At 59.2% G+C, this 23,034-nt stretch carries 16 protein-coding genes and 3 tRNA genes; 2 read left to right on the top strand and 17 right to left on the bottom strand.

Going from position 1 to position 23,034, the window contains the following annotated elements; translation table 11 throughout:
- Nucleotides 1-24 precede the first annotated feature (24 nt).
- The 3 genes from KSX58_RS00375 to KSX58_RS00385 form a co-directional block, all read right to left on the bottom strand.
- Nucleotides 25-1,470, bottom strand: a complete 1,446-nt coding sequence (locus tag KSX58_RS00375; RefSeq protein ID WP_217735866.1) for a D-alanyl-D-alanine carboxypeptidase/D-alanyl-D-alanine-endopeptidase — start codon at nucleotides 1,468-1,470, stop codon at nucleotides 25-27.
- 98 nt (nucleotides 1,471-1,568) lie between these two features.
- Complete coding sequence (locus KSX58_RS00380) at nucleotides 1,569-2,792, bottom strand: glycosyltransferase family 2 protein (protein ID WP_003808260.1); 1,224 nt, start codon at nucleotides 2,790-2,792, stop codon at nucleotides 1,569-1,571.
- Nucleotides 2,792-4,315, bottom strand: coding sequence for an AI-2E family transporter (locus KSX58_RS00385; RefSeq protein ID WP_003808259.1), 1,524 nt, complete (start codon nucleotides 4,313-4,315; stop codon nucleotides 2,792-2,794). The genes KSX58_RS00380 and KSX58_RS00385 overlap by 1 nt, the downstream gene beginning before the upstream one ends.
- A gap of 54 nt (nucleotides 4,316-4,369) precedes the next feature.
- Here KSX58_RS00385 and KSX58_RS00390 point away from each other — a divergent pair, with 54 nt between their 5' ends.
- Nucleotides 4,370-5,296 (top strand): glycosyltransferase family 2 protein, encoded by a 927-nt coding sequence (locus KSX58_RS00390; RefSeq protein ID WP_003808256.1) that lies wholly within the window; start codon nucleotides 4,370-4,372, stop codon nucleotides 5,294-5,296.
- A gap of 131 nt (nucleotides 5,297-5,427) precedes the next feature.
- Here KSX58_RS00390 and fucO read toward each other — a convergent pair whose 3' ends face one another.
- From fucO to trmB, 14 genes are all read right to left on the bottom strand, one after another.
- On the bottom strand, nucleotides 5,428-6,579 hold the full coding sequence (fucO, locus tag KSX58_RS00395; protein ID WP_003808254.1) for a lactaldehyde reductase: 1,152 nt from the start codon (nucleotides 6,577-6,579) through the stop codon (nucleotides 5,428-5,430).
- A 178-nt stretch (nucleotides 6,580-6,757) separates the two neighbouring features.
- Nucleotides 6,758-8,944 (bottom strand): diguanylate cyclase, encoded by a 2,187-nt coding sequence (locus tag KSX58_RS00400; protein WP_217752019.1) that lies wholly within the window; start codon nucleotides 8,942-8,944, stop codon nucleotides 6,758-6,760.
- A gap of 25 nt (nucleotides 8,945-8,969) precedes the next feature.
- Nucleotides 8,970-9,635 (bottom strand): DUF4956 domain-containing protein, encoded by a 666-nt coding sequence (locus tag KSX58_RS00405; RefSeq protein ID WP_034524510.1) that lies wholly within the window; start codon nucleotides 9,633-9,635, stop codon nucleotides 8,970-8,972.
- A 125-nt stretch (nucleotides 9,636-9,760) separates the two neighbouring features.
- On the bottom strand, nucleotides 9,761-10,579 hold the full coding sequence (locus KSX58_RS00410; RefSeq protein WP_117762425.1) for a polyphosphate polymerase domain-containing protein: 819 nt from the start codon (nucleotides 10,577-10,579) through the stop codon (nucleotides 9,761-9,763).
- The gene (locus KSX58_RS00415) at nucleotides 10,569-12,377 is read right to left on the bottom strand and encodes a CotH kinase family protein (RefSeq protein WP_237976400.1); all 1,809 of its coding nucleotides are present in this window, start codon (nucleotides 12,375-12,377) and stop codon (nucleotides 10,569-10,571) included. The genes KSX58_RS00410 and KSX58_RS00415 overlap by 11 nt, the downstream gene beginning before the upstream one ends.
- Before the next feature lie 35 nt (nucleotides 12,378-12,412).
- Nucleotides 12,413-13,891, bottom strand: coding sequence for an exopolysaccharide Pel transporter PelG (gene pelG, locus KSX58_RS00420; protein ID WP_151912252.1), 1,479 nt, complete (start codon nucleotides 13,889-13,891; stop codon nucleotides 12,413-12,415).
- 1 nt (nucleotide 13,892) lies between these two features.
- Nucleotides 13,893-15,311: a GT4 family glycosyltransferase PelF gene (pelF, locus tag KSX58_RS00425; protein ID WP_055309006.1), complete on the bottom strand. Its 1,419-nt coding sequence runs from the start codon at nucleotides 15,309-15,311 to the stop codon at nucleotides 13,893-13,895.
- The gene (locus KSX58_RS00430) at nucleotides 15,308-17,176 is read right to left on the bottom strand and encodes a DUF2194 domain-containing protein (RefSeq protein ID WP_117642735.1); all 1,869 of its coding nucleotides are present in this window, start codon (nucleotides 17,174-17,176) and stop codon (nucleotides 15,308-15,310) included. The genes pelF and KSX58_RS00430 overlap by 4 nt, the downstream gene beginning before the upstream one ends.
- The gene (locus tag KSX58_RS00435) at nucleotides 17,173-18,090 is read right to left on the bottom strand and encodes a hypothetical protein (RefSeq protein WP_217735853.1); all 918 of its coding nucleotides are present in this window, start codon (nucleotides 18,088-18,090) and stop codon (nucleotides 17,173-17,175) included. The genes KSX58_RS00430 and KSX58_RS00435 overlap by 4 nt, the downstream gene beginning before the upstream one ends.
- Nucleotides 18,090-20,246 (bottom strand): NAD-dependent epimerase/dehydratase family protein, encoded by a 2,157-nt coding sequence (locus tag KSX58_RS00440; RefSeq protein ID WP_237976399.1) that lies wholly within the window; start codon nucleotides 20,244-20,246, stop codon nucleotides 18,090-18,092. Before KSX58_RS00440 ends, KSX58_RS00435 begins: the two co-directional genes overlap by 1 nt.
- Nucleotides 20,247-20,501: 255 nt before the next feature.
- Nucleotides 20,502-20,577: transfer RNA gene (locus tag KSX58_RS00445), tRNA-Phe, on the bottom strand.
- Nucleotides 20,578-20,600: 23 nt separating this feature from the next.
- Nucleotides 20,601-20,674: transfer RNA gene (locus KSX58_RS00450), tRNA-Asp, on the bottom strand.
- Between the two features lie 25 nt (nucleotides 20,675-20,699).
- Nucleotides 20,700-20,771 (bottom strand) — tRNA-Glu (locus KSX58_RS00455).
- Nucleotides 20,772-20,916: 145 nt separating this feature from the next.
- A complete protein-coding gene (gene trmB / locus KSX58_RS00460) occupies nucleotides 20,917-21,801 on the bottom strand; it encodes a tRNA (guanosine(46)-N7)-methyltransferase TrmB (protein ID WP_217735851.1) in 885 nt (294 codons plus the stop codon).
- Between the two features lie 168 nt (nucleotides 21,802-21,969).
- On the opposite strand from trmB, the gene galE reads away from it, so the two are divergent.
- The gene (gene galE / locus KSX58_RS00465; protein ID WP_217735850.1) at nucleotides 21,970-22,980 is read left to right on the top strand and encodes a UDP-glucose 4-epimerase GalE; all 1,011 of its coding nucleotides are present in this window, start codon (nucleotides 21,970-21,972) and stop codon (nucleotides 22,978-22,980) included.
- Nucleotides 22,981-23,034 lie beyond the last annotated feature (54 nt).

Raw genomic sequence — 23,034 nt, forward strand, 5'->3', positions numbered from 1 at the left:
CTGGGAAGATTCACACGTGGCCGTTCACAGCTTCGGCAGACCGGCCACGAATGTGTCGATGGCCGCCTTCGCCGCCGCGAAATCGGTGGGATTGTTGACGATCACCGCGAAGGTCAACGCTCCGCCGTTCAACCGCGACACATTGCCGGTCATGGAGGTCACGTCGCCCAGACTGCCGGTTTTCACACGGATCAGCCCCGCTTCGTCAGCATCGTTCAGACGGCTCTCAGCGGTGCCGACGAAGCCCATGACGGACATTCCTTCGGCTGCGGCCGCCCCCGATCCCGCAGCCAGATTGCGCAGTTGCACTTCGAGCAGGGTGCGCGCCGTCAGTTTCGAATCCTCCGTAAGTCCCGAACAATTGCGCATGTCGAGCCCGGTCGTAGTGATGCCTTTGCGCTCCAGCACGCTTTTCACAGCCTGCACCGCGCCAGCCGGCGAATTGTCCGCGCCGACCTGCAACGCCAGCAGCCTGCCGAATTCCTCGGCGAGCGAATTGTCGGAATGCCGCATGGTGAACGCCATAATCTCGTTCAACGACGCCGAACGCACGGAGGCAAGCGGATGGGATGCCCCCGCAACCGTGCCTTGCGATACAAATCCCTGAACCGTGATGCCCTGTTCGGCCAGCCGCTGCTGGAACACCAGCGCCGCGTCACGCGCCGGCTGCATGCTCAATGCCGGATACGCCGAGAACACATCAGGATTGGCCGGACCTGTCCCGTTCCAATTCCTGCCGCCGTCCACGGCCATGGAAGCTGTCGGGGCGTAGTACAGGTGGTCCGTGTCGAGTTCGGCGATGCCTTGCGGCCAGCGGTCGTTGCCGAACAGTGTGTCGTCATAAGCCAATGTCACGGAGGTGATGCCACGCTGCCGCAACGCCTGTGCGGTCCGCCCGGCAAGCGTGCCCAATCCGGCACGTCCGTTGATGTGGTTCGCGTCGGACGCTCCGGCTCCCAACAGCATGTCGCCGTTGCCTTTGAGCACCAGACGCGCGGTGCCGTCCTGGGACTGTTCCAGATAGGTCTGCGTGTCCAGGGTCTTGCCCATGTCGAGTTCGACGGCGGCCGCATACGCCGTCAACGTTTTCATGGTGGATGCTGGCGTGCGGGGCACGTCGATGTTGTTTTCCGCGGCCACGTTGCCCGACGCGTCGGCGATGGCGATGGAGAATTCGCCGCCGAAGCCGGCGGCTGAGGCTCGGAACGCGTCGGTCAGCGCGCGCGCAGCGGCCGGATCGATGGTCTTGGAAGCGTCGATGTCGGCGATCACGTCGGCCGCCTCGATCGAACGGCCGGCAGCGGCGACCGTCGAATGTTCGACATGGCGCAATGTGAGGACGCCCGGTGCGACATCGCACACGTCGGCCACTGCATAGCCGACGCACAGTGCGACGGTGGCCACGACGGAAACCGCCACCGTGATCGCTCGGCGTCGTCGCGTATAGCGGTAATCGCCAGCGTCATCCATAGCCAAACCACACCCTCTCTTCGTCATCTTTTCACCATCCGCACCGTATGGATCGCCACGAAACATCTCATGACCGTTCACACCGCCGCGGGCAAGCCTCAGCCCTTATGCTCGATCGGCTTCCATTCGGACTTGGCGAACACCGCCTGGAACGAAATCGGCACATAGCTCAGCATGTAGATCGGGAAGGCCAGCACGTAGGCGAGCAGCTCCTTGTTGGTGGCGCCCACGTGATCGCGTTCCGCCACGATGGTCAATGCGGCGAGTCCCATCATGCCGATCACCGATATCACAATGCCGGATGTCCAGCCGGTCAGCGAATTCAGCTGGCTTTGCCATGTCACGAAACCGCAGGCGGCGAACAGCATGCCCAACAGCACGCGTGCGATGCCGAGCACGGTGAACGGGCACAGCAGCAGCGTGAAATCGACGGCGGAGAAATCACGTTCCCTGACCGCGCGCTTGATCAACGCCGGTCCGTAATAGCGGAACACCTGCAGGAATCCCTTGCTCCAACGCAGGCGTTGACGCCAGCTTTGCGCGAAGGTGACCGGCTGCTCGTCGTACAGGATGGCGGTGCCGCAGTAGCCGATGCGGTCGCCGTGCAGCACGCTGTCCATGGTGAATTCCAGATCCTCGGTGAGTAGGTGGAATTTCCAGCCGTTGTTGCGACGCATGATCTCCTGGGAGAACATGAAGCCGGTGCCGCCCACGTGGCAGCTGTTGCCGAGCCACATGCGGGAGGCGGAAACGAAGCGCGATTCGCGGATGAACCACAACGCGGAACCGGACGACACCCAATTGTCGGACAGGTTCACGGAATTGCGGTAGCTGGTGAGGATTTTGAAACCGGCTTGGAAGCCCTTGTTCATTTCCTCGATGTAGTGCTTGTCGAGTTTGTTGTCGGCATCGAACACGAAAAAGGCGTCATACGGGTCGGATGCGCCCGACTCGTTCATCTGGTCGAGCAGATAGGTCAGCGCGTAGCCTTTGCCGACCTGCTCCTTGTTGAATCGTTCGATGACGTGGCATCCCATGTTTCGGGCCACTTCGGCGGTGTTGTCGGTGCAGTTGTCGGCCACCAGCCAGATGTCGATGAGCTCGCTCGGATAGGTTTGCGAATGCAGGCAGTCGATGAGGTTGCCGATGACGTTCGCTTCGTTTCGCGCGGAAATCAGCACCGCGTACCGTTTGTTCATCGGCGCTTCGGGGAACTTGATCGGCTTGGCGAACAGCGAGATGACGATGCAGACCGCTTGGTAGAGCATGCCGGCGCCGCCCAAAACCACCAGCACGACATCAAGTACGCTCAGCAATACCATTAACGCCACCTACTTCTCGGATTGTCATCCGTTCCCTGCGATTGCGACCCGTCCGCTACCTGCGGTCCGGCTTCCGTCTGCGCTCCGTCCGCTTCCGCGGTTCCCCGCAGCGGCTTGCGATCGACCCCGTCCAACACGTGCTTCGGAATGGCGACGGTCTGCGATTCGTCGGCATCCCCGGTCTCGTCGGACCGAGTGATATTGTACGCCTGCTCCTGCAGGAAGCGCACGTCGTCGGGAATCGGCACATGCGCGCTCGACCCCTGCACGGCGCGCGGCACGGCGTGCAGGTGCTCGCTGATGACTTCGGCGCCTTCCACCAGCTTCGACTTCTTGTCCGGAACCGGATCGTCCATCAGCGGCGAATCGACCAGATCGTACCGCTTGGTGTAGGTGCGGGCGATCGTCTGGATCGAGGCGACGATAGGCAGCGCCAGGAACGCGCCGATCGCGCCGAACAGCGAGCCGAAGGCCAGGACGGCAAGGAAGGCGACCGCATCGTTGACGTCCATGGTGCGGCGGGAGATCTTCGGCGCGAAGATCAGGTTTTCGATCTGCTGGTAGACGCAGATGAACGCCACCACGGCGATCGCCTGCCACAAACCACAGCTGCCCCAGGCGAACAGCACCGGCAACGCGCCGCCGATGTACGTGCCGAGCATCGGGATGAACTGCGATACGACGCCGCAGAACAACGCCAACGGCATCCAATACGGCACGTGCAACGCCATCAGGCAGATCGAGGTGAAGAACGCGTTGAGCACGGCGAGGATGGCACGTGAGAACAGGAACGATGAGATCTGCGTCTGGCTGACGGTCCAGACGAACAGGAACCGGCGCTGCGCGGAGGGAGCCATCCACTGGCAGGCCGCGCGGCGCAGCTTCGGGCCGGCCGCCGAAATGTAGAACGTGGTCATGATCACCGTCATGAGGTTCAGCAGGAAGCTGAAGAATCCGGACACCGTGCTGATGGCGGTGCCCGCGAAATCCGTGACCCACGAGGTCTGGATGTTCTTCAGAATCTCACCGCCGAGACTGTTGATCTCAGGAAGCTTGAAATCCGTGTATTGCGCCACGAAATCGCAGATCTGCTGGTAGAGGGCCGGCAGACCGTTGCACAAAGCGATGACCTGCTGCACGAACAGATTGCCGAACAGACCGAACATCACGCAAAGCAGGACACCCAACATCAGCAACGCGAAAATCGAAGCGAACGAACGCTTCCAGCCATGCTTGACCAGCGGAATCACCACCGGCTCCACGGCGAGCGCCAGGAACAGCGAGATAACGACGTCGATGATGAGGTATTCGATTTTGCCCCAACTGCGCCAGCAGAAGGAGAGCAGCACGATGGCGATGGCGATGTACAGCAGCGCGCGACCCAGCCATTCCGGAGGTCTGCGTGGATCGCCTTTCGCAGGGAACAGCGTGCCGAGATCCCAACGCATTTCGTCGGTATTGCCGCACTGTCCGGACGTTCCCGTCCTCTTGTCCGTATCCATATGCTGTTCGCGTTCGCTCATGGCTCCTTATTGTAGACAGGCACCGTGTACGGGCTGGAACCTATTCTTGAAACCATGCTGAACGTTTCAATTGTCATCCCCGCCTGGAATGAACAGGAGCGTATCAACGATTGCCTGCTCAACGCCACCCGGCAGACCGTGATGCCTCATGAGGTGATTGTCGTCGATAACCGTTCCACTGATTCGACCGTTGCCGTGGTGGAGCAGTTCATGAAGGACCATCCGGAAGCGCCGGTGAAGCTGCTGCATCAGGATGATGAGCAGGGTCTGATTCCAACGCGTGATTATGGTTTGAATCATGCCACCGGCGATATTCTTGGCCGTTTCGATGCCGACTGCATGATCCGCCCGGACTGGGTGGAGGTGGTGTCCGGCATTTTCACCGAGGATCCGGATGCGATGGGCGCCACCGGTCCGGTGATGTATTACGATTTGCCGAGCCGTCATTTCGGGCTTCGCGGGGACAATTCCACCCGCAAACGTATTTATAGGGCCGATGATGGGCAACCTCTGCTGTTCGGTTCCAACATGGCCCTGCGCGCCACCGCCTGGCGCGAAATCGCCGACGAGGTCTGCCAAGACAAGGCGGATGTGATGCATGAGGACATCGACATCTCGCTGCATCTGTTGGGCAAGGACCTCAAGACCGTGTATTGTCCGCGGATGATCGCGGGCATCAGCGCACGTCGTATGGACACGTCTCCGGCATCGTTCCTCAACTATATGCGCCGTTTCAAGAACACGTTCAACGCGCATCCGCAGCATTACCGCAAGCACAAGCCGGAAATCCTCATCACCGCGTTATATCCTGTGATGCATCTGCTGTATCCGGTGTGGCAGAAGGTGTTGAACACCGCTGATATCAATCCGGCCGAGGCCGCGTGGATCAACGAGCAGATGGAATTGGCCGAACAGGAAGGCCACGAGCTGTATGACGACACTCCCACTGATGAGGAGTGGAGCGAGAAGCACGAGGAATAGCGATTAGGTATAGCGATTATTCGCGGCGTATTTTCCGCGGATAGCGAACGGACGGCACCGACCATGCGATCGATGCCGTCCGTTTTGTTTTTACGATTGCGGTTTTGCGATTGCGCCTACCGCAGTCGGACCTACATCAGGCTCTTGTAGATGGCGAGGATGTCTTCCTGGGTGGCCTGGCGCGGGTTGCCCGGCGTGCACACGTCGTGGAAGGCGTCATGGGCCAGCGGCTCCAGGTCGGCTTCGGTGGCGCCAACTTCGGAGATCTTGGTCGGGTTCTTCAGATCCACGGTGAGCTTGTGCACCGCCTGGACGGCTTCTTCACGCACGGTTTCGATGTCGCCGGTGTAGGCGTCGGCGATACCGAAGGCGTCGGCGATGTCACGGTACTTCTCGCCGGTGTAGTCCTTGTTGTATTCCATGACCGGGGCCAGCAGGATGCCGTTGGCCACACCGTGCGCCACGCCGAGGCGGCCGCCCAGCGGGTGGGCCATGCCGTGCACCAGACCGAGGCCGACGTTGGAGTAGGCCATGCCGGTGATGTAGGAGGCGTAGGCCATCTGTTCGCCGGCCGGAATGTCTCCATCGGCGCTCTTGGCGAGGTTCTTGGCGATCATGCGGATGGTCTGCATGGACAGGCAGTCGGACAGGCTCCACGCGCCCGGTGTGATATAGCCTTCGATGGCGTGGGTCAGGGCGTCGAGTCCGGTGGCCACCTTGAGGCCGCGCGGCATGGAGTCGGTCAGGTCCGGATCCACGAAGGCGACGATTGGGATGTCGTGCGGGTCGACGGCCACGAACTTGCGCTTGTTGGCCGTGTCAGTGATCACATAGTTGATGGTCGTTTCGGATGCGGTGCCAGCGGTGGTCGGCACACCGAAAATCGGCACGGACGGGTTCTTGGTGTCGGCCACGCCTTCAAGGGACAGCACGTCGGCGAATTCCGGATTGGCAGTCACGATGCCGATGCCCTTGCAGGTATCCTGCGGGGAACCACCGCCCAGGCCGATCAGGAAGTCGGCTCCGGAGGCTGCGAACTTGGCGACGCCATCCTGGATGCACTCGACCGGCGGATTCGGCTTGACGTTGTCGAACACCTCATACGGCATGCCCGCCTCGTCAAGAACGTCGGTGACCTTCTTGACGGTGCCGGTCTCCAGCAGCACCGGATCAGTGACGATGAACGCCTTGGTGAAGCCATGGGACCTGGCGACGCCCGGAATCTCCTTGATGGCTCCGCGGCCGAAATACGCGGTCTGGTTGAAAATCATGCGATAGACCATAGTGCTCTCCTTTAAGCGACTGTGTGTTCAAGCGAAGACCACGGCATCCATTGCCGCGGCCAACGGTTTCATCATAAGCCCTTTTCCATGCGAGGAAGCACCCACGACACACATTTTTTTCGTCAATATCCCACAACACCGGCAAAACCGGACAGCATGCCGTCCGATGCCCGAAATCCTATTCTTCGGACGGCGTGTCTTCTTTGGCGAACACCCACATGACCTCGTCCACGGAATGGGTGTCGGGGAAAATCGTAATCAGGAACCGTTCGCCGTCGTTTCTGACATAGGCGTACCGTATAGCGCCTTCCCTGCATATCCGGTCGCGGACGTAATCATAGTCGAACAGCATGCGGAAGCCGTCCCGGTAGGCCGGCGCCACCAATTTGTCGCAATAGTCGAGCAGCATCTCGTGGAAGGAACCGCCATGTTTGTCAAGCATTTTTTGCACATAGCCGGGAACCACGACCGGCCGTTGCGTATCGGCACGCAGATTGACCACATAAGCGATCGAATACCGTGTATTCAAATGCTGCAGCAACGATTCCATGTCTTTGTTGCGTACCAGGATGTCCTCAAGCTGCTTGTTCAACGTGCGCAACTGCCTTTTGCCGCTGCCGCTGGCGTAGTAGCGCTTCTTGTCCTTGCGCATCTCGTTTTCCACCTGGTTGACCAGATCCGGAATATCCTCGCCGTCATCGGATTCGGCCATGCCCACGGACAGCTCGCAACCGTGATCAAGCAGCTCCTGACGCATATATCCCATCTGTCGGGCGCTCTGCGCCATCGAATGGGCGAAACTGATGATCACGAACTCGTCGCCGCCGATGCGGTAGATATTATCGTCGCCGAAATAGGCGCGCGCCGCGTCCGCAAGCTCGCACAGCACCACGTCGCCTCTGGCATGACCCAAATGATTATTGATCTCATGCAGGCCAATCAGATCCATGTACATCACCGTCAACGGCTTGTCATGGGTGGCTTGGATGAATTCCACATCATCGTCGAAAGCGTTGCGGTTGAGCAGCCCCGTCAATGAATCCCGTCGGTACTCCTCGCCGTTCAACCGGACAAAGGACTCTATCGGCAGGTTCCGGCCAACCATCACCACGGCCCATGGATCGCTTTCGGAGCATTCACGTGAGGGAATCACCGCGAAGGAGATCATGCCGGTTCTGGCCAGCACCTCACTGCGGTACACTCCGAACGCGGATTTCTGCGAGAACAGCAGCGAACGGAGCGAAGCCAGATCCATATCAGCACGGAACCTGTCGGCATCGTCCGGATGCACCACGCGTTCGGCGATCAGCGTCTGCACGTAGGTTTCGAAATCATCGGTTTCCGGCGTCGGCAGTATGCCATCGCGTTTGACCGCGCGGTACTCGCCCGTCTTCACATTCAGTCGGGAGAGTTCCGCCATGCCATTGGCCAGAATCTCGAAGGTGCTGGCGGCGAGCGCGGACGTCTCAAGCATGGTACGGCCGTTGACGGGCACATAGCTGCCATGCATGAAATCGTTTGACATATCCCAGAAATGCCGGTCGTCGGGACGTTCGGCCAACAGCTTCTCCATCCGTCCCACCGGAAGCGGTTCGTGGAAGTAATACCCTTGGATGTACCGGCATCCCACGGACAGCAGCTGGTCGACCTGCTGTTTGGTCTGTGCGCCTTCGGCGATGACCAGCAGTCGCAGCTTTCTGGCCATGTTGACCACCGATTCGACGATTTTCAGCCCTTTGCTGGCATTGTCCTCATCGAGGTCGATGAATTTCATGTCAAGTTTGATCACATCGACGTTGATGTCCTTGAGCATGTTCAGCGACGAATACGCCGATCCGAAATCATCCATCAGCACCGCGATGTTGTCCGCATGCAGCTTGCGGATGGTGCTTTCCACTTTGGACAGGTTCCTGGCCACGGCGCTTTCGGTGATTTCCGCTTGGAGCAGCCGAGCGTCGACATCGTATTCGTTCAGCAGTCCGGTGAGCGTGTCCGCCACATCCATCTGGTCGATGTCCACCATGGAGACGTTCACGGAAATCGGCACCAGATTGCGGCCCTCACGTTCCCAACGTGCCAGCATCCGGACCACGGAACGCCATACGAACACGTCCAGTCGGGAGATTTGTCCGGCCTGTTCCAGCATGGGAACGAACCTGCCCGGAGATACCACACCATATTTGGGGTGGTTCCAACGCACCAGCGCCTCGGCACCGACGATGGCACCCGTAGCCGCATTGCATTTGGGCTGCAGGTAGAAGCAGAACTCGTTGTTGTCGAACGCACGGTCGATCTCGTCGAACGTCAGCTCCGGCACAAGCTCGTCGGTGGACGGCGTCCTGCCCATTTCCGGTGTGTCAGCCAAACAGATTCCTTCCTGTCACCACGTCCTATCCGTGATATTCACCGTTGTACTGTATCAGGGTGACGTCCTCAACACCCTCGATGGCACGAATCCGCTCGGCGAACGTCATGTCCTTGTCGTCGCAGAACACTTCCACGGCCATCTCCACATGGTCGCCACGCATGGTTTTGGATTTGACGAAGAACTTCGTGCGGCCGAACGCGCGCGTGATGTCGTCCCCGACCGCGTCGGAAGCGTAATGGATCACCGCGATGTACACGCGGCCCTTGTCCTGATGCGAATAGAACAGGGCGAGCATGCCAATCATCACCGCGCCGGCGACCACCACCAGCAGATACATGCCCGCGCCGGCCGCGATGCCGGACGTGATGGCCCAGAACAGGTACAGCAGGTCCATCGGATCCTTCACGGCGGTACGGTAACGCACGATGGACAACGCGCCCACCATACCAAGCGAGATCACGATGTTCGTGCTGATGGCCAATGTGACCATGCAGGTGAGCACGCACATGCCCACCAGCGTCACCGCGAAGCTGCGCGAATACACGACGCCCGTGTAGAACCGCCGGTATACGCAGTAGATGACGATGCCCACCAGCAGCGCCACCAGCAGGGCCAGCGCCATTTTGGGCACGTTGTATTGGCTGAAGGAGTTCAGCACCGATTTCTTGATCATGTCGTTTACGCTCATGGTTTCGCTTTCTCTTTTGCGATTGTTCGGTTATTACGTTTTCTACGATTGCCGATGTTTTCGGCTGCGCGTTTTCGTCCGTCTGTTTTCGGTCTTCCGCGATACGTCCGACCGGTGCGCTCAAGTCACACGCTCGGCACGTTCCAGCCTTCCTGCCAGTAGTCGAAACCCCGCAGATACGAGGCTTTGTCATAGCACAGCACGTATTTCGAGGCGGCCGTTATCTCCTGCGCCTTGCCTGGCAGAATGTCACGCACGATCTGCGGCAGGAATTCGGTGAATTTGACCTCCATCACCAGCTTGCCCGGCTCAAGTACCGGCAGAGTGGGCAGACCACGGTCGAAAACGTCGAATCCATCCACCGCCGCGCGCACGTTCATATCGAAGGTGATGCGCACCGTGCCCGCGTCGAGGATCCACGGCTCACGCTCGTAATCGACGATCACCCGCGGCCGCAGCACATTGCTCATGTATTCCACATAGAATTCCCGGCACAACGGCTCTTCGCTGTGTTCCAAAAATCCGACGTCGCCGGCCAATATCCGATCGAACTGCCCATGCGTGAGCGACGCGTCCTCTTTGTATATCCAGCTGTCGCGCTTGCGCTTGCGCTCCAACTTGATCACGCGGTCGCTGTAATCGTAAATACGGATACGGTATTTCTTGCGCATCAGCACGCCGTCCACCTTCTCCTGGTAGGCGGTGTTCCAATAATCGTCGAAATACAGGCTGCGAATCATATAGCAGCCGCCACGCGCGTGGCTGTCCTGTTCAAGCAACGGAGCCAAACGCAAGTTCAGATCGGCTTTCTGCCCGTACGAAATCAGATACTTGAGCTCATGCCGGTAATGTTCCTCACAGCGGCGCGGAGGCATGGAAAGCTCCTCGCCGACACGACGGCGGACCCGTTCCAGCAGTTTCGACGCCCCGCCATCACCGCGCATTGACATCCTCCACTATCTTCCCGGATTTGATGTAGAAGCATCTCGTGCCGTACGTCTTGCCGGTGTCGGTCATGTAGTAGTCGAAGGCGTCCTGCGTCTTGCCGGAGGCGTTGCGCGCCCGCACTCGTATGAAATACTGTCCGTCGCCTGGCAGGTCCGTCACCGTCTCCGGCAATGCCAGATCGGTTTTGGAGAAGATGACGTCCTCACACAGATAGTCCTTGGCGACGGTGACGTCGTAGCTCAGATCCTCGCCACGGAAATCGTACGAGGTGTCCCAGCTGAATTTGAGTTTGCCGTCTGCGGCCTGTGGAGCGTCGATGAAAAACGGCATGGGCTTGTCGAAGCTTTCTTTGTAGATCCTGTAGTTCTGCGCGACCTCGTCGTGCAGCTGCCCCGCCACTTCGTCATACTGGGCGCGCGTCAGCGGCTCGTACATGGAATCGGGCGTCCTCCACAAATACTGCCTGGTGATGGACTCGTAGTGGTCCACCATCGTATTGATGCGTTTTGCGCTCATATAGCGGTATTCCCGCTTCACGGCCTTGTCGAGTTCGTCGCGGAACGATTTGGTCTGCAGGCAGCGTTTGAACAGCACGTTGCCCCAATAGTTGCTGACTCCCTGCTCCCAGCTGGAACCGGTGGAGATATTGCGGATCTGGTTCTCCTTGCGCATGAGCATGCCGTCATTGTCCCAGTCCAGCACATAGAAGGTGTCGGAATTCGTAGGGCTGTACAGGTACATGTTGCGGCTCTGCGTGTCGGTGTTGCCGGTCAGCAGCTGGAACGCCATCCAGTATGCGAGATTTTCCGTATCGAAATATTTGCCGAGGATGCTGCTCATCGGCACCGAATAATCGTTGAGCTGGTTGAGCATGGCGATGAGTTTGGTATGGTCGCTGTTGCCTTTGACCTCCAGCTTCTCCTCGAATTTCGACAGATTGTATTTGGGATCGTCGGCGAGTCTGATCACGTCCGCGTCGCGTTGGAATTCGAAGTAGTTGACCTTGTACAGCTGGCCGTTCTTGTCGAGGCCGTGCGCTTGGAGCGCGCTTTTGTTGAGCTGCTCCACCTGCGTGTACAGGCCATAGTCGTCGAAGGAGTTGGAACCGGAGGTTTCGTCCTTGACGTACAGGTGCACGAATTGCGTGCGCAGTCCCATCATCTGGTCGATGCCGCGGATCAGGTCGTATGCCATCTTGTTGCGGAATCGCAGCCCTTCGCCCATATGCTTGTTCAATGCGATGGTGCGCTGCCCGCGCCATTTGCCTTTGCCGCTTTTCAGCTCGATTTTGTAGTTCTTCTGCTTATTGAGACTGGACGACTGGCCGCGCACCTGCACGGTGGCGTTCGGCGCTTTTTCACCGTAGCCGAGTTCGCCGGATACAGGCCCCTGTTCGTCGCCGACCTGCAGCAGACCGTTGACTTGGTACCGGTTGGTGCGCATGGCCGCGTAATCATCCACGGAATACTGGTTGATTTCGCTCCAACTGTGGTCGCTGCCTTCCGACTTGTTGCCGCGCGAGACCGTCAGATACATGGTTTCCACACCGCTGTCGTCATACACCTTGTACAGCGAGTCGTTGTCACGCAGATGCGCGCCGTCAAGCCCCTGCGTGGCGCTTTTCTTGACTTTTTCATGCTTTCCTTGCGATTGCGCCGCCGATTTGTCTGCCGTGGAACCACTGTCCGCAGCGTTTCCGCAGGCGACGCAGGAGAACGTCGTCACGACCGTGGCGATGATCGCCACGCATTTGAATATGGCATTGCGGCCGCACGGCCGATTACCCATCGTCATTCGTCCGTTCCTTTCCATGCTTTCCACGCTTTCCCTCATGATTCCTTCCGTCCGAAAGTTCCATGCAGCCGTTCGCCGAATTCGTCCAACGCTTCGCCCAGTTTCGTAAACCATCCGCGCTTTTCGGTCTCCACAATCGGCTGCGCGCCGAGCACACGATACGGCAGATTGTCGGTGAACACCGCCAATCGCACGACCGCGGCCAGCAGGAACGCCGACGCGCCCAGCAGGAAGCCGAATCCCATCAGCGTGACCGGAACGAACTGCGAAATGACAGTCAAGACCGTGGCCGACCCGGCGAATATCGCGGCGCAGCACACCGCGCCGAAGTAATCAGTGAAATACAGCAGAATCATCAGCACGGTGTTGCCGACCGCGTACAGGGCGTATCCGACGCACAGCACACGGAAATAACCATGCATGCCATCGTTGAAACCGAGCGGCAGCACGCCCAACACCATCTTTTCCAACGAGATGACCGCCGCGGTGACGAACAGCTGCTTCAACGCGGTGTAGTACAGCTCACGGTTGAGCACGGCGAGCATCTCGCGTTCGGCCACCACGATGTCCTTCACGGTGCCGCCGTCGTTGAGCAGCGCGTAGTAGGCACGGTATTTCGGATAGAAATTGACTTCCACCGACACCACGAAATTCACGGTGGTGATCAGAATCGTCAGGAACGCCAGTAATGCGGGCACATCATAGTAGGGGGCACCGTAGAACAGTCCCTTCACATGCACGCCAAGCGGACCACACCAGGTGATCACCAAGTGGGAGAACAAGCCGAGGGTGGTCAGCAGTCCCGTCAGGGCGAGCGGCAGGAACCGGTCCAGCCATGCGAGGAACGTCCACGGGCTTTCCGAGCTTTGCGGGAAATACCGGTGCAGCAGCACCACGTCCCAGACCATCATCACGCCGTAGCCGAACGCCACTGCGGCCAGCAGGCTTTCCACCTGCGGCAGGCCCAGCGCCATCATCGCGCATGCGGACAGGAACGCCACGACCACCGCCGCGACGAACGACCACATGATGCCTTGGTAATCCTTGATGGCCGTCAGATAGCTCATCGCATTCCAATTGACGATCATTTCCAGGAACAGCCATAGGCAGAGTAACCCCTGCATGAGGGTCGCGCCGGAAAACAGCAGGAACACCGCGTACAGCACCGCACCCACCGCCAGCATGAGGGTCGTGGATCCCCAGAACGATGGAAGAATGGTCTCCTCATGATGTTCGAACAGCATGTCCGCAAGGAAACGCGTCACCGGCATGGACAGGAAGCTGGTCAACACCAATGAGGCGAGCAGCGTGTACGTGATCATGCAGACCAGCAGATTCTGGTCCGCGCGGGGCACGTGCCACCAACCGCTGACCGCCAGCACGCCGAACTGCAGCAGGATGCCCAGCAGCATCGGTCCGGTGCAGATCACACCGGCATAACCGTAGGCGCGCACCATGGCGACCAGGCCCTTGCGGTGGAACAGTTTCTTGAGTTCGAATCCGATTCCCGCCATATCAGTGCTCCAACCCGTAATGGTCGGCGGTATCGAGATACAGCGCACGGTATTCGTCAAGCATGCGCTCATGCCGATAGTAGGTTTTCACGCGTTCGCGTCCCACTTGGCCCATGGCTTCGCGCAGCTTGCGGCTCGCGCACATGCGTTCCATGGCGCGGGCAAGGCCCTCGCGGTACATCGGAGGCACGTAGAAGCCGGCCACGCCGAGGTCGTCGCCTTCCTCGCCTTCCAGCAGTTCACGGCAGCAGCCCACGTCGGTGGTCACGCAAGGGCGGGCCGCCGCGAACGATTCCAACACCGACAGAGGCTGGCCTTCGGAGATGCTGGTCAGCACCGTGAAATCCAGTTTGCGCATGTATTCGACCACATTCACGCGTCCGGTGAATTCAAGGTTCTTCACTTCAAGCTGTTTCACCAGCTCATAGCATTCGTCGGCATAGTCCTGGTCGTCCACACCACCGAGGATGTGCAGCCTGACATTGTCCACGCGGTTCGACAGTTCGCTGAACGCGTGGATGAGGGTTTTCACGTCCTTGATGGGAGCCAGACGTACCACGGCGCCGATATCCACCCAACCGTCCTCAGGCTTGAGCGGAATGTCGCAGAACCGTTCGTATTGGATGCCGTTGGGAATGACCAGGCATTTGCTTGCCGGAGCGCCCATGTCGATCTGGGTCTGGCGAGCGCGGCCGAACAGGCTGGTCACACGCCATGCCCTACGGTAGATCTCCTGTGACAGCATGGCGAAGAAACGGATCCACCGTTGCCGGAACGCGGGCGCAACCCATTCGGCGGAAAGAATCTCCTCCTCGCGTTCGCGCGTGTAGATGCCATGTTCGGTTAGTAATACGGGTGCGTGGTTGATACTGCCGCCCAAACATGCCAGCAGGCCGCCATAACCGGTGGAGATGGCATGGTAGATCTGCGCTTTCGGCACTTCTCCCGTCATCAGGTACAGCACCGGCAGCAGCATGGATCGCACGGTGTGGAACGCATCCGCGTAGGCGACGTACGGGTATTCCTCCATGCAGATCTTCGTAAACAGGTCGATGAATTCGTTGCTTTGCAGGAACGACAGCGGATGCACGCCTTTGTTGTGGAACAGGTTGAACAGTACGTCCCAGTCGGGATCGCTCAGATTCACCAGCTCACGCAGTGCCTTGACTTCCTCGTCGGTGAAGATCACTTTCGCATGTTCACCGCTCAGACGCAACGCGTCGTCGAGGAACACCTCATGCACTTCCACCACGTTGGATGGAAGGTCGTACACGAATTTGCCACGGTCCTTGGCTTTCGCGCCGATCACCCACAGCACGAACTCGTGTTCCTTCATGGCGGTGATGTAGCTGTGCATCCATGTGGACACGCCTCCATGCACGTACGGGTAGCAACCTTCCAATACCAGGCAGACTCTCATGCCGCGCCTCCAGCCTTGCGTTCGACGTGCACTGTGGAGTCCGTGGCCTTGATGAGGTACAGATTCCCCGTCATCCGGATCATGCTTCCGCCTTGGATTCTGCCGGGCGTGCCATGGTTCGCGCGGAGCAGCAGCCAAGCCTGGTCCTTGAAATTGCCCAAGTCGAATTCCCACTCATTGGCGGATTCCCTCATCTTGACAGTCAGTCCAGAAAAGCGTTGCACCGCGGACGCGCATTCCGTGCCTGTCTGCATGCGGATGAACGGTGCGGACGCTTCAAGCCAGTCGAGATAGTTCTCAAGACCTTTTCTGTAGACCGCCCAGCCTTCTTTCGCGCCACGGTCAGGGTCGAGCATGTCGTCCGGATGCATGAAGTGGGTGCTGACGAAATGCATGTTCAGTTCGGATTCTGCGGCGAGCCGCATGTAATCTCCCACCATGCCGCCGGAGACGATGCGCGGCGCCTCGACGATGCCGTCATCGGCCACACCGAATTCCTGCACGTAAGGCAGTTTGCTGTCGCTTGGCAGGTAGGTGCTGGCGATGGTGCGGATTTCGGGCACGTCTCGTCCGATTGTCTGCCGTCCTTCCTTGGACAGGATGTTGGACGGCGGCACATATACCGACGCTGTGGCCGCCGGCAGCACGGACTTTTGGAATGCGATCAGCTCGCGCAGCGAGGCGACGACAGCTTTGCGATTCGGCCACTGATGGTACGCGTATTCGTCGCCATAATCGGTGTTCGGCAGTACGAGCGGCTGATGGTTGTAGCCATGGTAGCCGATTTCGCCGTTCTGTTTGAGCAGCAGTCCGCCGAAATAGCTGAAATGCGATTCGTCCTTCTGCCGTACGGGAGCGTCTTTCGTATCGTCCCCGTAATTCTCGATCATCACGCCGGTAAACCGAATACCGTAGCGTTCCGCAAGTTTGGTCAGGTCCGGCCACCAGACCTTCGAATAGAAGTCGGCGATGCTCATGCCGTAGTCGCGTTTGATGTAGGTGGCGTCTCCGCTGGGGACCGGAGATGGAAAATCGTCCAGATAGAACGCGGCGCTGTTGATGACCGGGTATGCCGTGGCGGAACCCAGCAGGCTGAACGCGGAGGCATAGAAGCCGCGCACCACCTTGCCATAGATGCCGATATTGCAGGTCACGGTTCGTCCGGAACGCACATCGGCACTCCAGATCAGTGGCGTATGGCCGTTGGCACTGACCGCTTCGACGGTGGCCTTCTCATTGAGGTTCAGACTCAACGACGATTTGAACGGGCCACTGAACATGTAGGTGTGCCCGCCACCCAGCATAAAGTCCCTGGCAGGCTTGATGCCTTTGGTCATCACGTAGTCGTATGCGGAGGATTCGATGCCGATTTGAGGCCCGATCGCGTCCAGATAGCCTGTTTTTTCAGGCGTCATGGCAAGCATCATGTTGCCGCCGCCTTCAACCCATCTCATGATGGACACCAGCTCATCCCCCAGCGAATCAAGTTCCGGCATGACGATCAGCACGGTGCGGTACCGATTCAATGAGGGGATGTCGTCGGGATCGGTTTTGGCCAGATCCACGGTGGCGGTCGGCACTTTCATGTCGAGCAGCACCTGTTTCATCATGGCTTCGGCCTCGTCCACACCATCCTGGGAACTATCCACGAGCATCAGGTTCGTGGCGCGCTGCCCCATGATGGCGTTCTGGGCCGGAATGGCCTCGTTACGAGCCATGTATTTCAAAGTGAATTTCGTCGCGCCGTAGTGGATGCCCAAGGTTTGCGCTAACAGCACCAAGGCGATGGCCATGAATACGGCCCACACGCGGACCAGGTTTTTCCAACGGAAGCGCTTCCATATGCGCCATGCGGAACGTATCATGCGCGCCCAGCCTCCTTGTAGCCGAGCCAGAATCGCAGGATGTCGTGGCCTCGGCCGCCAAGGTAGATGTGGTCGTCCTTGATGTGCCGGACGGTGTGTTGCACCGCCTCGCCATCGTGACGTGCGGCTTCCAATCGCAGTTTCATCAGCCAGACATCACCTTGACGCGGCCATGCGGACAGCGCCGCTTCGATGGTGCGAGACGCGGCATCGAACGAACCGAGATCCATCTGCGTCTTCGCCAACGAGCATACGGTGCGGTAGTCGTTATGCCGTTTGAGCCGTTCGGCGAGCAGGTCGGCGTATCGGCGCATCTGCAACGTTCTGGCATACCCCTGTTCCATGGAGGATTTCAAGTAGTGTTCGAGCGCCTCACGGTACCGGTCGAGCGCCTCGTCCGAATCGCGGTTCCGCTCGTATTCCTCCATGCGTTGCTGCAACGCGATGTCTTCCTTCGCGCTGATCTGCGCCATGGCCGTGGCCGCGTAATGCACGACTTCCACGTCCTCGTTCAGACGGGCTTGGGAGAGCAGATTGGCGTATTGGCCGGGATTCTCGTTAAGAATGGACAGCATCAGATTACGACGCTGCCGTGGATTGTCCACGATCAGCGCCTCTTCCAACGGCACGGTGTTGGCGCAATCCGTACGGTCGTCCACAAGAATGTTGCGTTGTTCCCGATCCTCGACCTTCAGTTCCTGCAGACCGGCGGGAATCCGTCGTCCCCCACGAAGCACGGCACGCGAATGCATGAGCGCCACGCTCAACGGCCCCCATAGGGGAATCAACGCCATGAACGGGAGCAGCAGTCCATCGACTTTCAGCACTCCGACGTGGTGCAGCAGACACAGCGCCATGCAGACCAACAGATGCACGGCGATGATGATCAACGCGGCGATAGTCGTCGACCCCATCAGCTTTCACCCCCATCGTCGGCTTGCGCGATATGCGATTGGGCTTCGGAAAGCAGGGCATCCTCTTGGGTCTGCGGAACGTAGGAGCAGTGCAAGCCGGAACGGGTCAGACGTTTGAGGATGATCGGCAGTTCCTTCTCCCCCGCCTGGTTCATCAGCAGATACACGCCGTCATCCGTCAGCATGCCGGCCTCATCGGTCTGGCGGATGCTTTGCATCAGCAGGGAGTCCACGTCCTCAAGGTTTCCCTCGCATTCGACTTTGAGCAGCAGATGGTCGCCCATATGGTCGTGTTTGAGGTCGTTGGCAGCCAGCGCCTTCGGCAGGAACGCTTCTGGCTTCAGCAGGTTCGTTCCCGGCACCAGCATGGACCGGCGCGCCACGTCCTCGTATTCGAAGGCCCTGATCATGGCCGATTCGACCAGACCGCACATGATGCTGAACAGATTCTGGAAGTACAGGTTCATCTGGTCCGGTTTGGCCTCTCCCATGGTGATGATCACGGCCAGTTCGCCACGGTCACGCACGCCGACGGCGTACATCGGGAATTTGTCCTTTAACGTTCGGTTCACCCATATGCCGTTGTGTTCCAGCGCGGTGATGATTTCACCGTAATCCGAGACGCGTACGGAGCGGAAGCTGCCGACGTCGAACCGTGGGCTCGCCGCCACAAGACGGGCGAACTGTCCGCTGTTGTCCACTCGGAAGATGGCGAGGCTGTCGCTATCGAGGCTTTCCTGCATGATGCGGATCGCCGTATGGTACAGCTTCTGCGGTTGCACTTCGTCCAATTCTCGGGTCACGGCGTACAGTTTGCCGAAACTGTCGCGTCTGCCGATGATCTGGTCGCGCAACTGTCTGCGGTCGTCGAGCACATCCTGATACAGCCCGCGCAGGAAGTCCAGACGATTGCGCAACAACCCGTTCTCGTCGCGCACGAACCTCACGCTCTCCTGGTTGCGCGACTGCACATAGCCGCATACCGATCCGGCCACGAAATAAATGACGAAGGCAAGCCAGTTCGATGTGTCGTAGAGCAACGGGGCGAAGGACGCGCCCTGCGACGCGTAGGACATGGCCACGCCGGCGCAGGCCAGTACGGCTGCGAACACGCCGGCATGCAGCCCGTAGATGGTGCCGACGATCACCACGAACAGCAATCGCAGGTCCACGGTTTCCAGCTGGCTGTTGCCTTGTGTAAAAGTGCGGAGCCATTCCGTCAGCAGGAACGCGCCGATGATTTCCAGCACGGTCCACCATTTGTTGTGGCTGCGTAGGAAATCCCATACCGGATGCTTGTCGGTTTTGTTCTCGCGGAGCTTCAACCAGCCTTCGATGACGTGCGGAAAATCCTCGCGAAGCGAGTATCGTGGCGAAAAGCCGTACCGCAATCGCAATTCGTGGTCGTCGGCGGGGTATGCCTGCGGACGGTCCTCGCCGTATACGACCTTCGTTCCCGGAAAATATCCCGCGATCAGCGTTCCCAAATCGCCGTAAGTGAAGTCGAACACGTTCGGAACGTGGAACAGCTCGCTGTCGGCGGTCCAGTCGTCGAATATGCGGTAGATAAGTTCGGCCAGATCGTCGGCGCATAGGAAGCAGGTGCGTTGTTCGGCGCGTTCATGGAAGCGCAGTTCTCCCGCTTGTGCCTGTTCGAACAAGCCGTTGAAATATGCGGTGACGCCATTGCGTTGCGGCGCGTACAGATAGGGGCAGCGCACGATCTTCACTTCCAGATCGTAGGTGCGCGCATAGTACAGGCCGAGCTCTTCGCCGGCACGCGACATCAGGCTTTTGCTGGTCTCGTGCACGTCCGTTTCCTGCGGATAGGTGAATTCCGATTCCGGCCCGCTCACCATCAGCATCTGGACCTTGCGATTGCGGACGGTGTGCAGCAGTCGGCGCAGGTAGCCCAGGTCGCCGTCACGTTCGCTGCGGGGCGTCAGATCTTCGGAGAAGTAGACGATTCGATCGAATTCGTAGTTGGAGAACACTTCCGACACGGCGTCACGGTCGGGCATGTCGATGATTTTGAGATCCTCGCCGCTGGATTCGGTACCTTTGCGGAGGGCCACCACCACCTTGTCTTGGGGGAACGTGTGCTCGATCCACTGCTTCGTCACGAAGTCGGTGTTGCCGATTAACAGTATCTCCACTCGCCTCACCCCAGGGATACACCCGTTTAGAGGTCAACATCATGGAACAGTACAGCCGTCAACCCCTTGTCTACCTGCACCATAGTTTAGCAACAGAGGGGACAGAACATCCCCCTTCGTTGGGGGTAATGGGCGTATGTCTTTCGCCGATATGGTTCGGATGGCGCTTGTGCTGGAAAACGAGCGGAAATCACGCAGGTAAATCGGAAAAGATATGCGAGAAAAACAAAACCCCAGATTGCTCCGGGGTGTATCTGGTGGCTCCGAGCGGCATCGATCCGCTGACCTAACGATTTTCAGTCGTTCGCTCTACCAACTGAGCTACAGAGCCATGAACAACTTGCGCTGTTCCAGCGACCACGGCCGGACTTGAACCGGTGACCTCCGCCGTGACAGGGCGGCGCTCTAACCAACTGAGCTACGCGGCCATTGCCACCTTGTTACCAAGGTAAGTACCCCCTGAGAGAGTCGAACTCTCGTTGTCAGATTGAAAGTCTGGTGTCCTAACCGTTAGACGAAGGGGGCGCTTTCAGCGTTTCCGCTTGACAACTTGCCCTACTATACGCGAATCTGGCCGACATGCAAACCTCGGCGTGTCGCGCCGGTGTCACACACCGCCACAATAAGACAGGAATCCTCGTAAAACACTGAAATTCCAAGCCTTATCGCATTACACGCGACGATAGGTGAAATCGTGAATCACGCGCCCGGCGGCAAGTCCCTTCTTCTCGAAATTGGTCAAAACACGGCCATCGAATCGCTCGGATTCAGCGAAATCGGCGTGTCGCAATGCGGCCGCCTCATCCGCGTTGCCTTTGCCGACGTGCTCGACGGGCAGGCTCACGGTCAATGCGCCGTCGTTATGGAAGCCGTCCAGCCCGTCCATCACCTCGTGAACGTGCAGCGCGTAATCCTCGATGTCGGTGGCGATGCGCCACACGCCTTCGTCCGTCAACGCGCGGTGGATGTCCGCGGCGAGCTCGGGCTGTACGATGCGGCGCTTGTGATGGCGCATCTTCGGCCACGGGTCGGGGAAGAACGTCCACACTTCGGCGATCGAGCCGTCGACGGCCGCCTTGAACAGTTCTGGCGCGTTGATCTGGGCGATCCGCAGGTTCTTCAGGTTCTGCTTGCCGGCGAGCAGCAGCGTGTGCGCCACGCCCGGATCGTAGACCTCCAGCGCAAGGAAGTTGACGTCCGGCTGGGAAGCTGCGGCGGCAACGACGTTCTCGCCTTGTCCGGAGCCGATTTCCACGATCAGAGGATTGGTATTGCCCCACGTTTCGCGGATATAGGCCTGGTCGAACACGAAACCCTCACGCATGTCGAGGGACCCTTCGCCCGCGTTGATGTTCAGCAGATACGTATCGGCGTAGGTGCCCCAGGCCCGCTGCAGTCGCGCGTCGAGCCGGGCGGACCGCCGCACGAAGGACAGCACCTTGCGACCGTAGAGGGCCGGCCTGCCGTCAGCAGCGGCCGACTGCACATGTTGTATATTCTGTGCGTTTTCTTCTGTTTTGCGACCATCGGTCGGCGTGTTTTCGTCTTGTTGCATACCCTAATTTATAGAGGAAACGCAGGAACGAACGAGTTATGTGCGTTCGTGTTCACGTGCTATACTCAAATTGTTCAAAAGGTAACAAATCTGAGCAAAAAGTGAACAATGGTTGACATTTTTTCAAATCATCAAAGTTCACCGCTCATTTGAAGGAAAGGCCAGAACATGACAGTTCTCGTCACTGGTGGGTGCGGATACATCGGCGCCCACGTCGTTCACGCACTTCATCAGGCCGGCGAAAAGGTCGTCGTCGTCGACGATCTGAGCTACGGCAAGCCCACCCGCATCGAAGGCTCCCGCCTGTACGGCATGGACATCGCCGCTCCGGGCGCCGGCGAGCGCCTCGCGGAGATCATGAAGGCCGAAGGCGTCGATTCCGTGATTCATTTCGCGGCCCGCAAGCAGGTCGGAGAATCCGTAGAGAAGCCGCTGTGGTACTACCAGCAGAACCTCAACGGCATGCTCAACGTGCTGATCGGCATGCGCGATTCCGGCGCCAAGAAGCTCGTCTTCTCCTCCTCCGCCGCCACCTACGGCGTGCCGCCGGTCGATGTGGTGCCGGAAGACGTCGTGCCGATGCTGCCGATCAACCCGTACGGCCAGACCAAGCTGTTCGGCGAGTGGATGGCCCGCTCCTGCGAGGAACCGTATGGCATCCGCTTCTGCGGCCTGCGTTACTTCAACGTGGCCGGCTGCGGCCCGGTGGAACTTGAGGATCCGGCCATCCTGAACCTCATCCCGATGCTGTTCGACCGTCTGAAGAAGGGCAAGGCCCCGGCGATCTTCGGCGATGACTACCCGACTCCGGACGGCACCTGCGTGCGCGACTACATCCACGTGTCCGATCTGGCCGACGCGCATATCGCCGCGCTGAAGTATCTGGACCGCGACGAGCGCAAGTATGACGCGTTCAACGTCGGCACCGGCGAGGGCACCTCCGTGCGCCAGATCGTCGATGAGGTCAAGAAGGTCACCGGTCTGCCGTTCAAGGAGACCGTCATGGGCCGCCGCGCCGGTGATCCGCCGCACCTGATCGGCTCCCCGAAGCGCATCAACGAGGAGATGGGCTGGCACGCCAAGTACAATGTCGAGGACATTGTGAAGTCCGCTTGGAACGCATGGCAGGCCAACCCGGAGCACCACATCGACGTCGACACCTGGAAGCAGACCGACTGAGATTCGTCTCCTTTCCCGCGAAACTGCGGCGCGCCACGCCCAACACACCGTGAC

Source organism: Bifidobacterium sp. MSK.17.10, from assembly GCF_019129655.1.
In the GTDB taxonomy this organism is placed as follows: Bacteria; Actinomycetota; Actinomycetes; order Actinomycetales; family Bifidobacteriaceae; genus Bifidobacterium; species Bifidobacterium adolescentis.

Excerpts from the sequence above, each read along its gene's own strand:
- pelF (WP_055309006.1), bottom strand. The coding sequence starts at position 15,311 with ATGAGAGTCTGCCTGGTATTGGAAGGTTGCTACCCGTACGTGCATGGA.
- trmB (WP_217735851.1), bottom strand. The coding sequence starts at position 21,801 with ATGCAACAAGACGAAAACACGCCGACCGATGGTCGCAAAACAGAAGAA.
- KSX58_RS00410 (WP_117762425.1), bottom strand. The coding sequence starts at position 10,579 with ATGCGCGGTGATGGCGGGGCGTCGAAACTGCTGGAACGGGTCCGCCGT.
- KSX58_RS00375 (WP_217735866.1), bottom strand. The coding sequence starts at position 1,470 with ATGGATGACGCTGGCGATTACCGCTATACGCGACGACGCCGAGCGATC.
- KSX58_RS00405 (WP_034524510.1), bottom strand. The coding sequence starts at position 9,635 with ATGAGCGTAAACGACATGATCAAGAAATCGGTGCTGAACTCCTTCAGC.
- KSX58_RS00430 (WP_117642735.1), bottom strand. The coding sequence starts at position 17,176 with ATGATACGTTCCGCATGGCGCATATGGAAGCGCTTCCGTTGGAAAAAC.
- KSX58_RS00435 (WP_217735853.1), bottom strand. The coding sequence starts at position 18,090 with ATGGGGTCGACGACTATCGCCGCGTTGATCATCATCGCCGTGCATCTG.
- pelG (WP_151912252.1), bottom strand. The coding sequence starts at position 13,891 with ATGGCGGGAATCGGATTCGAACTCAAGAAACTGTTCCACCGCAAGGGC.
- KSX58_RS00390 (WP_003808256.1), top strand. The coding sequence starts at position 4,370 with ATGCTGAACGTTTCAATTGTCATCCCCGCCTGGAATGAACAGGAGCGT.
- fucO (WP_003808254.1), bottom strand. The coding sequence starts at position 6,579 with ATGGTCTATCGCATGATTTTCAACCAGACCGCGTATTTCGGCCGCGGA.
- galE (WP_217735850.1), top strand. The coding sequence starts at position 21,970 with ATGACAGTTCTCGTCACTGGTGGGTGCGGATACATCGGCGCCCACGTC.
- KSX58_RS00380 (WP_003808260.1), bottom strand. The coding sequence starts at position 2,792 with ATGGTATTGCTGAGCGTACTTGATGTCGTGCTGGTGGTTTTGGGCGGC.
- KSX58_RS00385 (WP_003808259.1), bottom strand. The coding sequence starts at position 4,315 with ATGAGCGAACGCGAACAGCATATGGATACGGACAAGAGGACGGGAACG.
- KSX58_RS00415 (WP_237976400.1), bottom strand. The coding sequence starts at position 12,377 with ATGACGATGGGTAATCGGCCGTGCGGCCGCAATGCCATATTCAAATGC.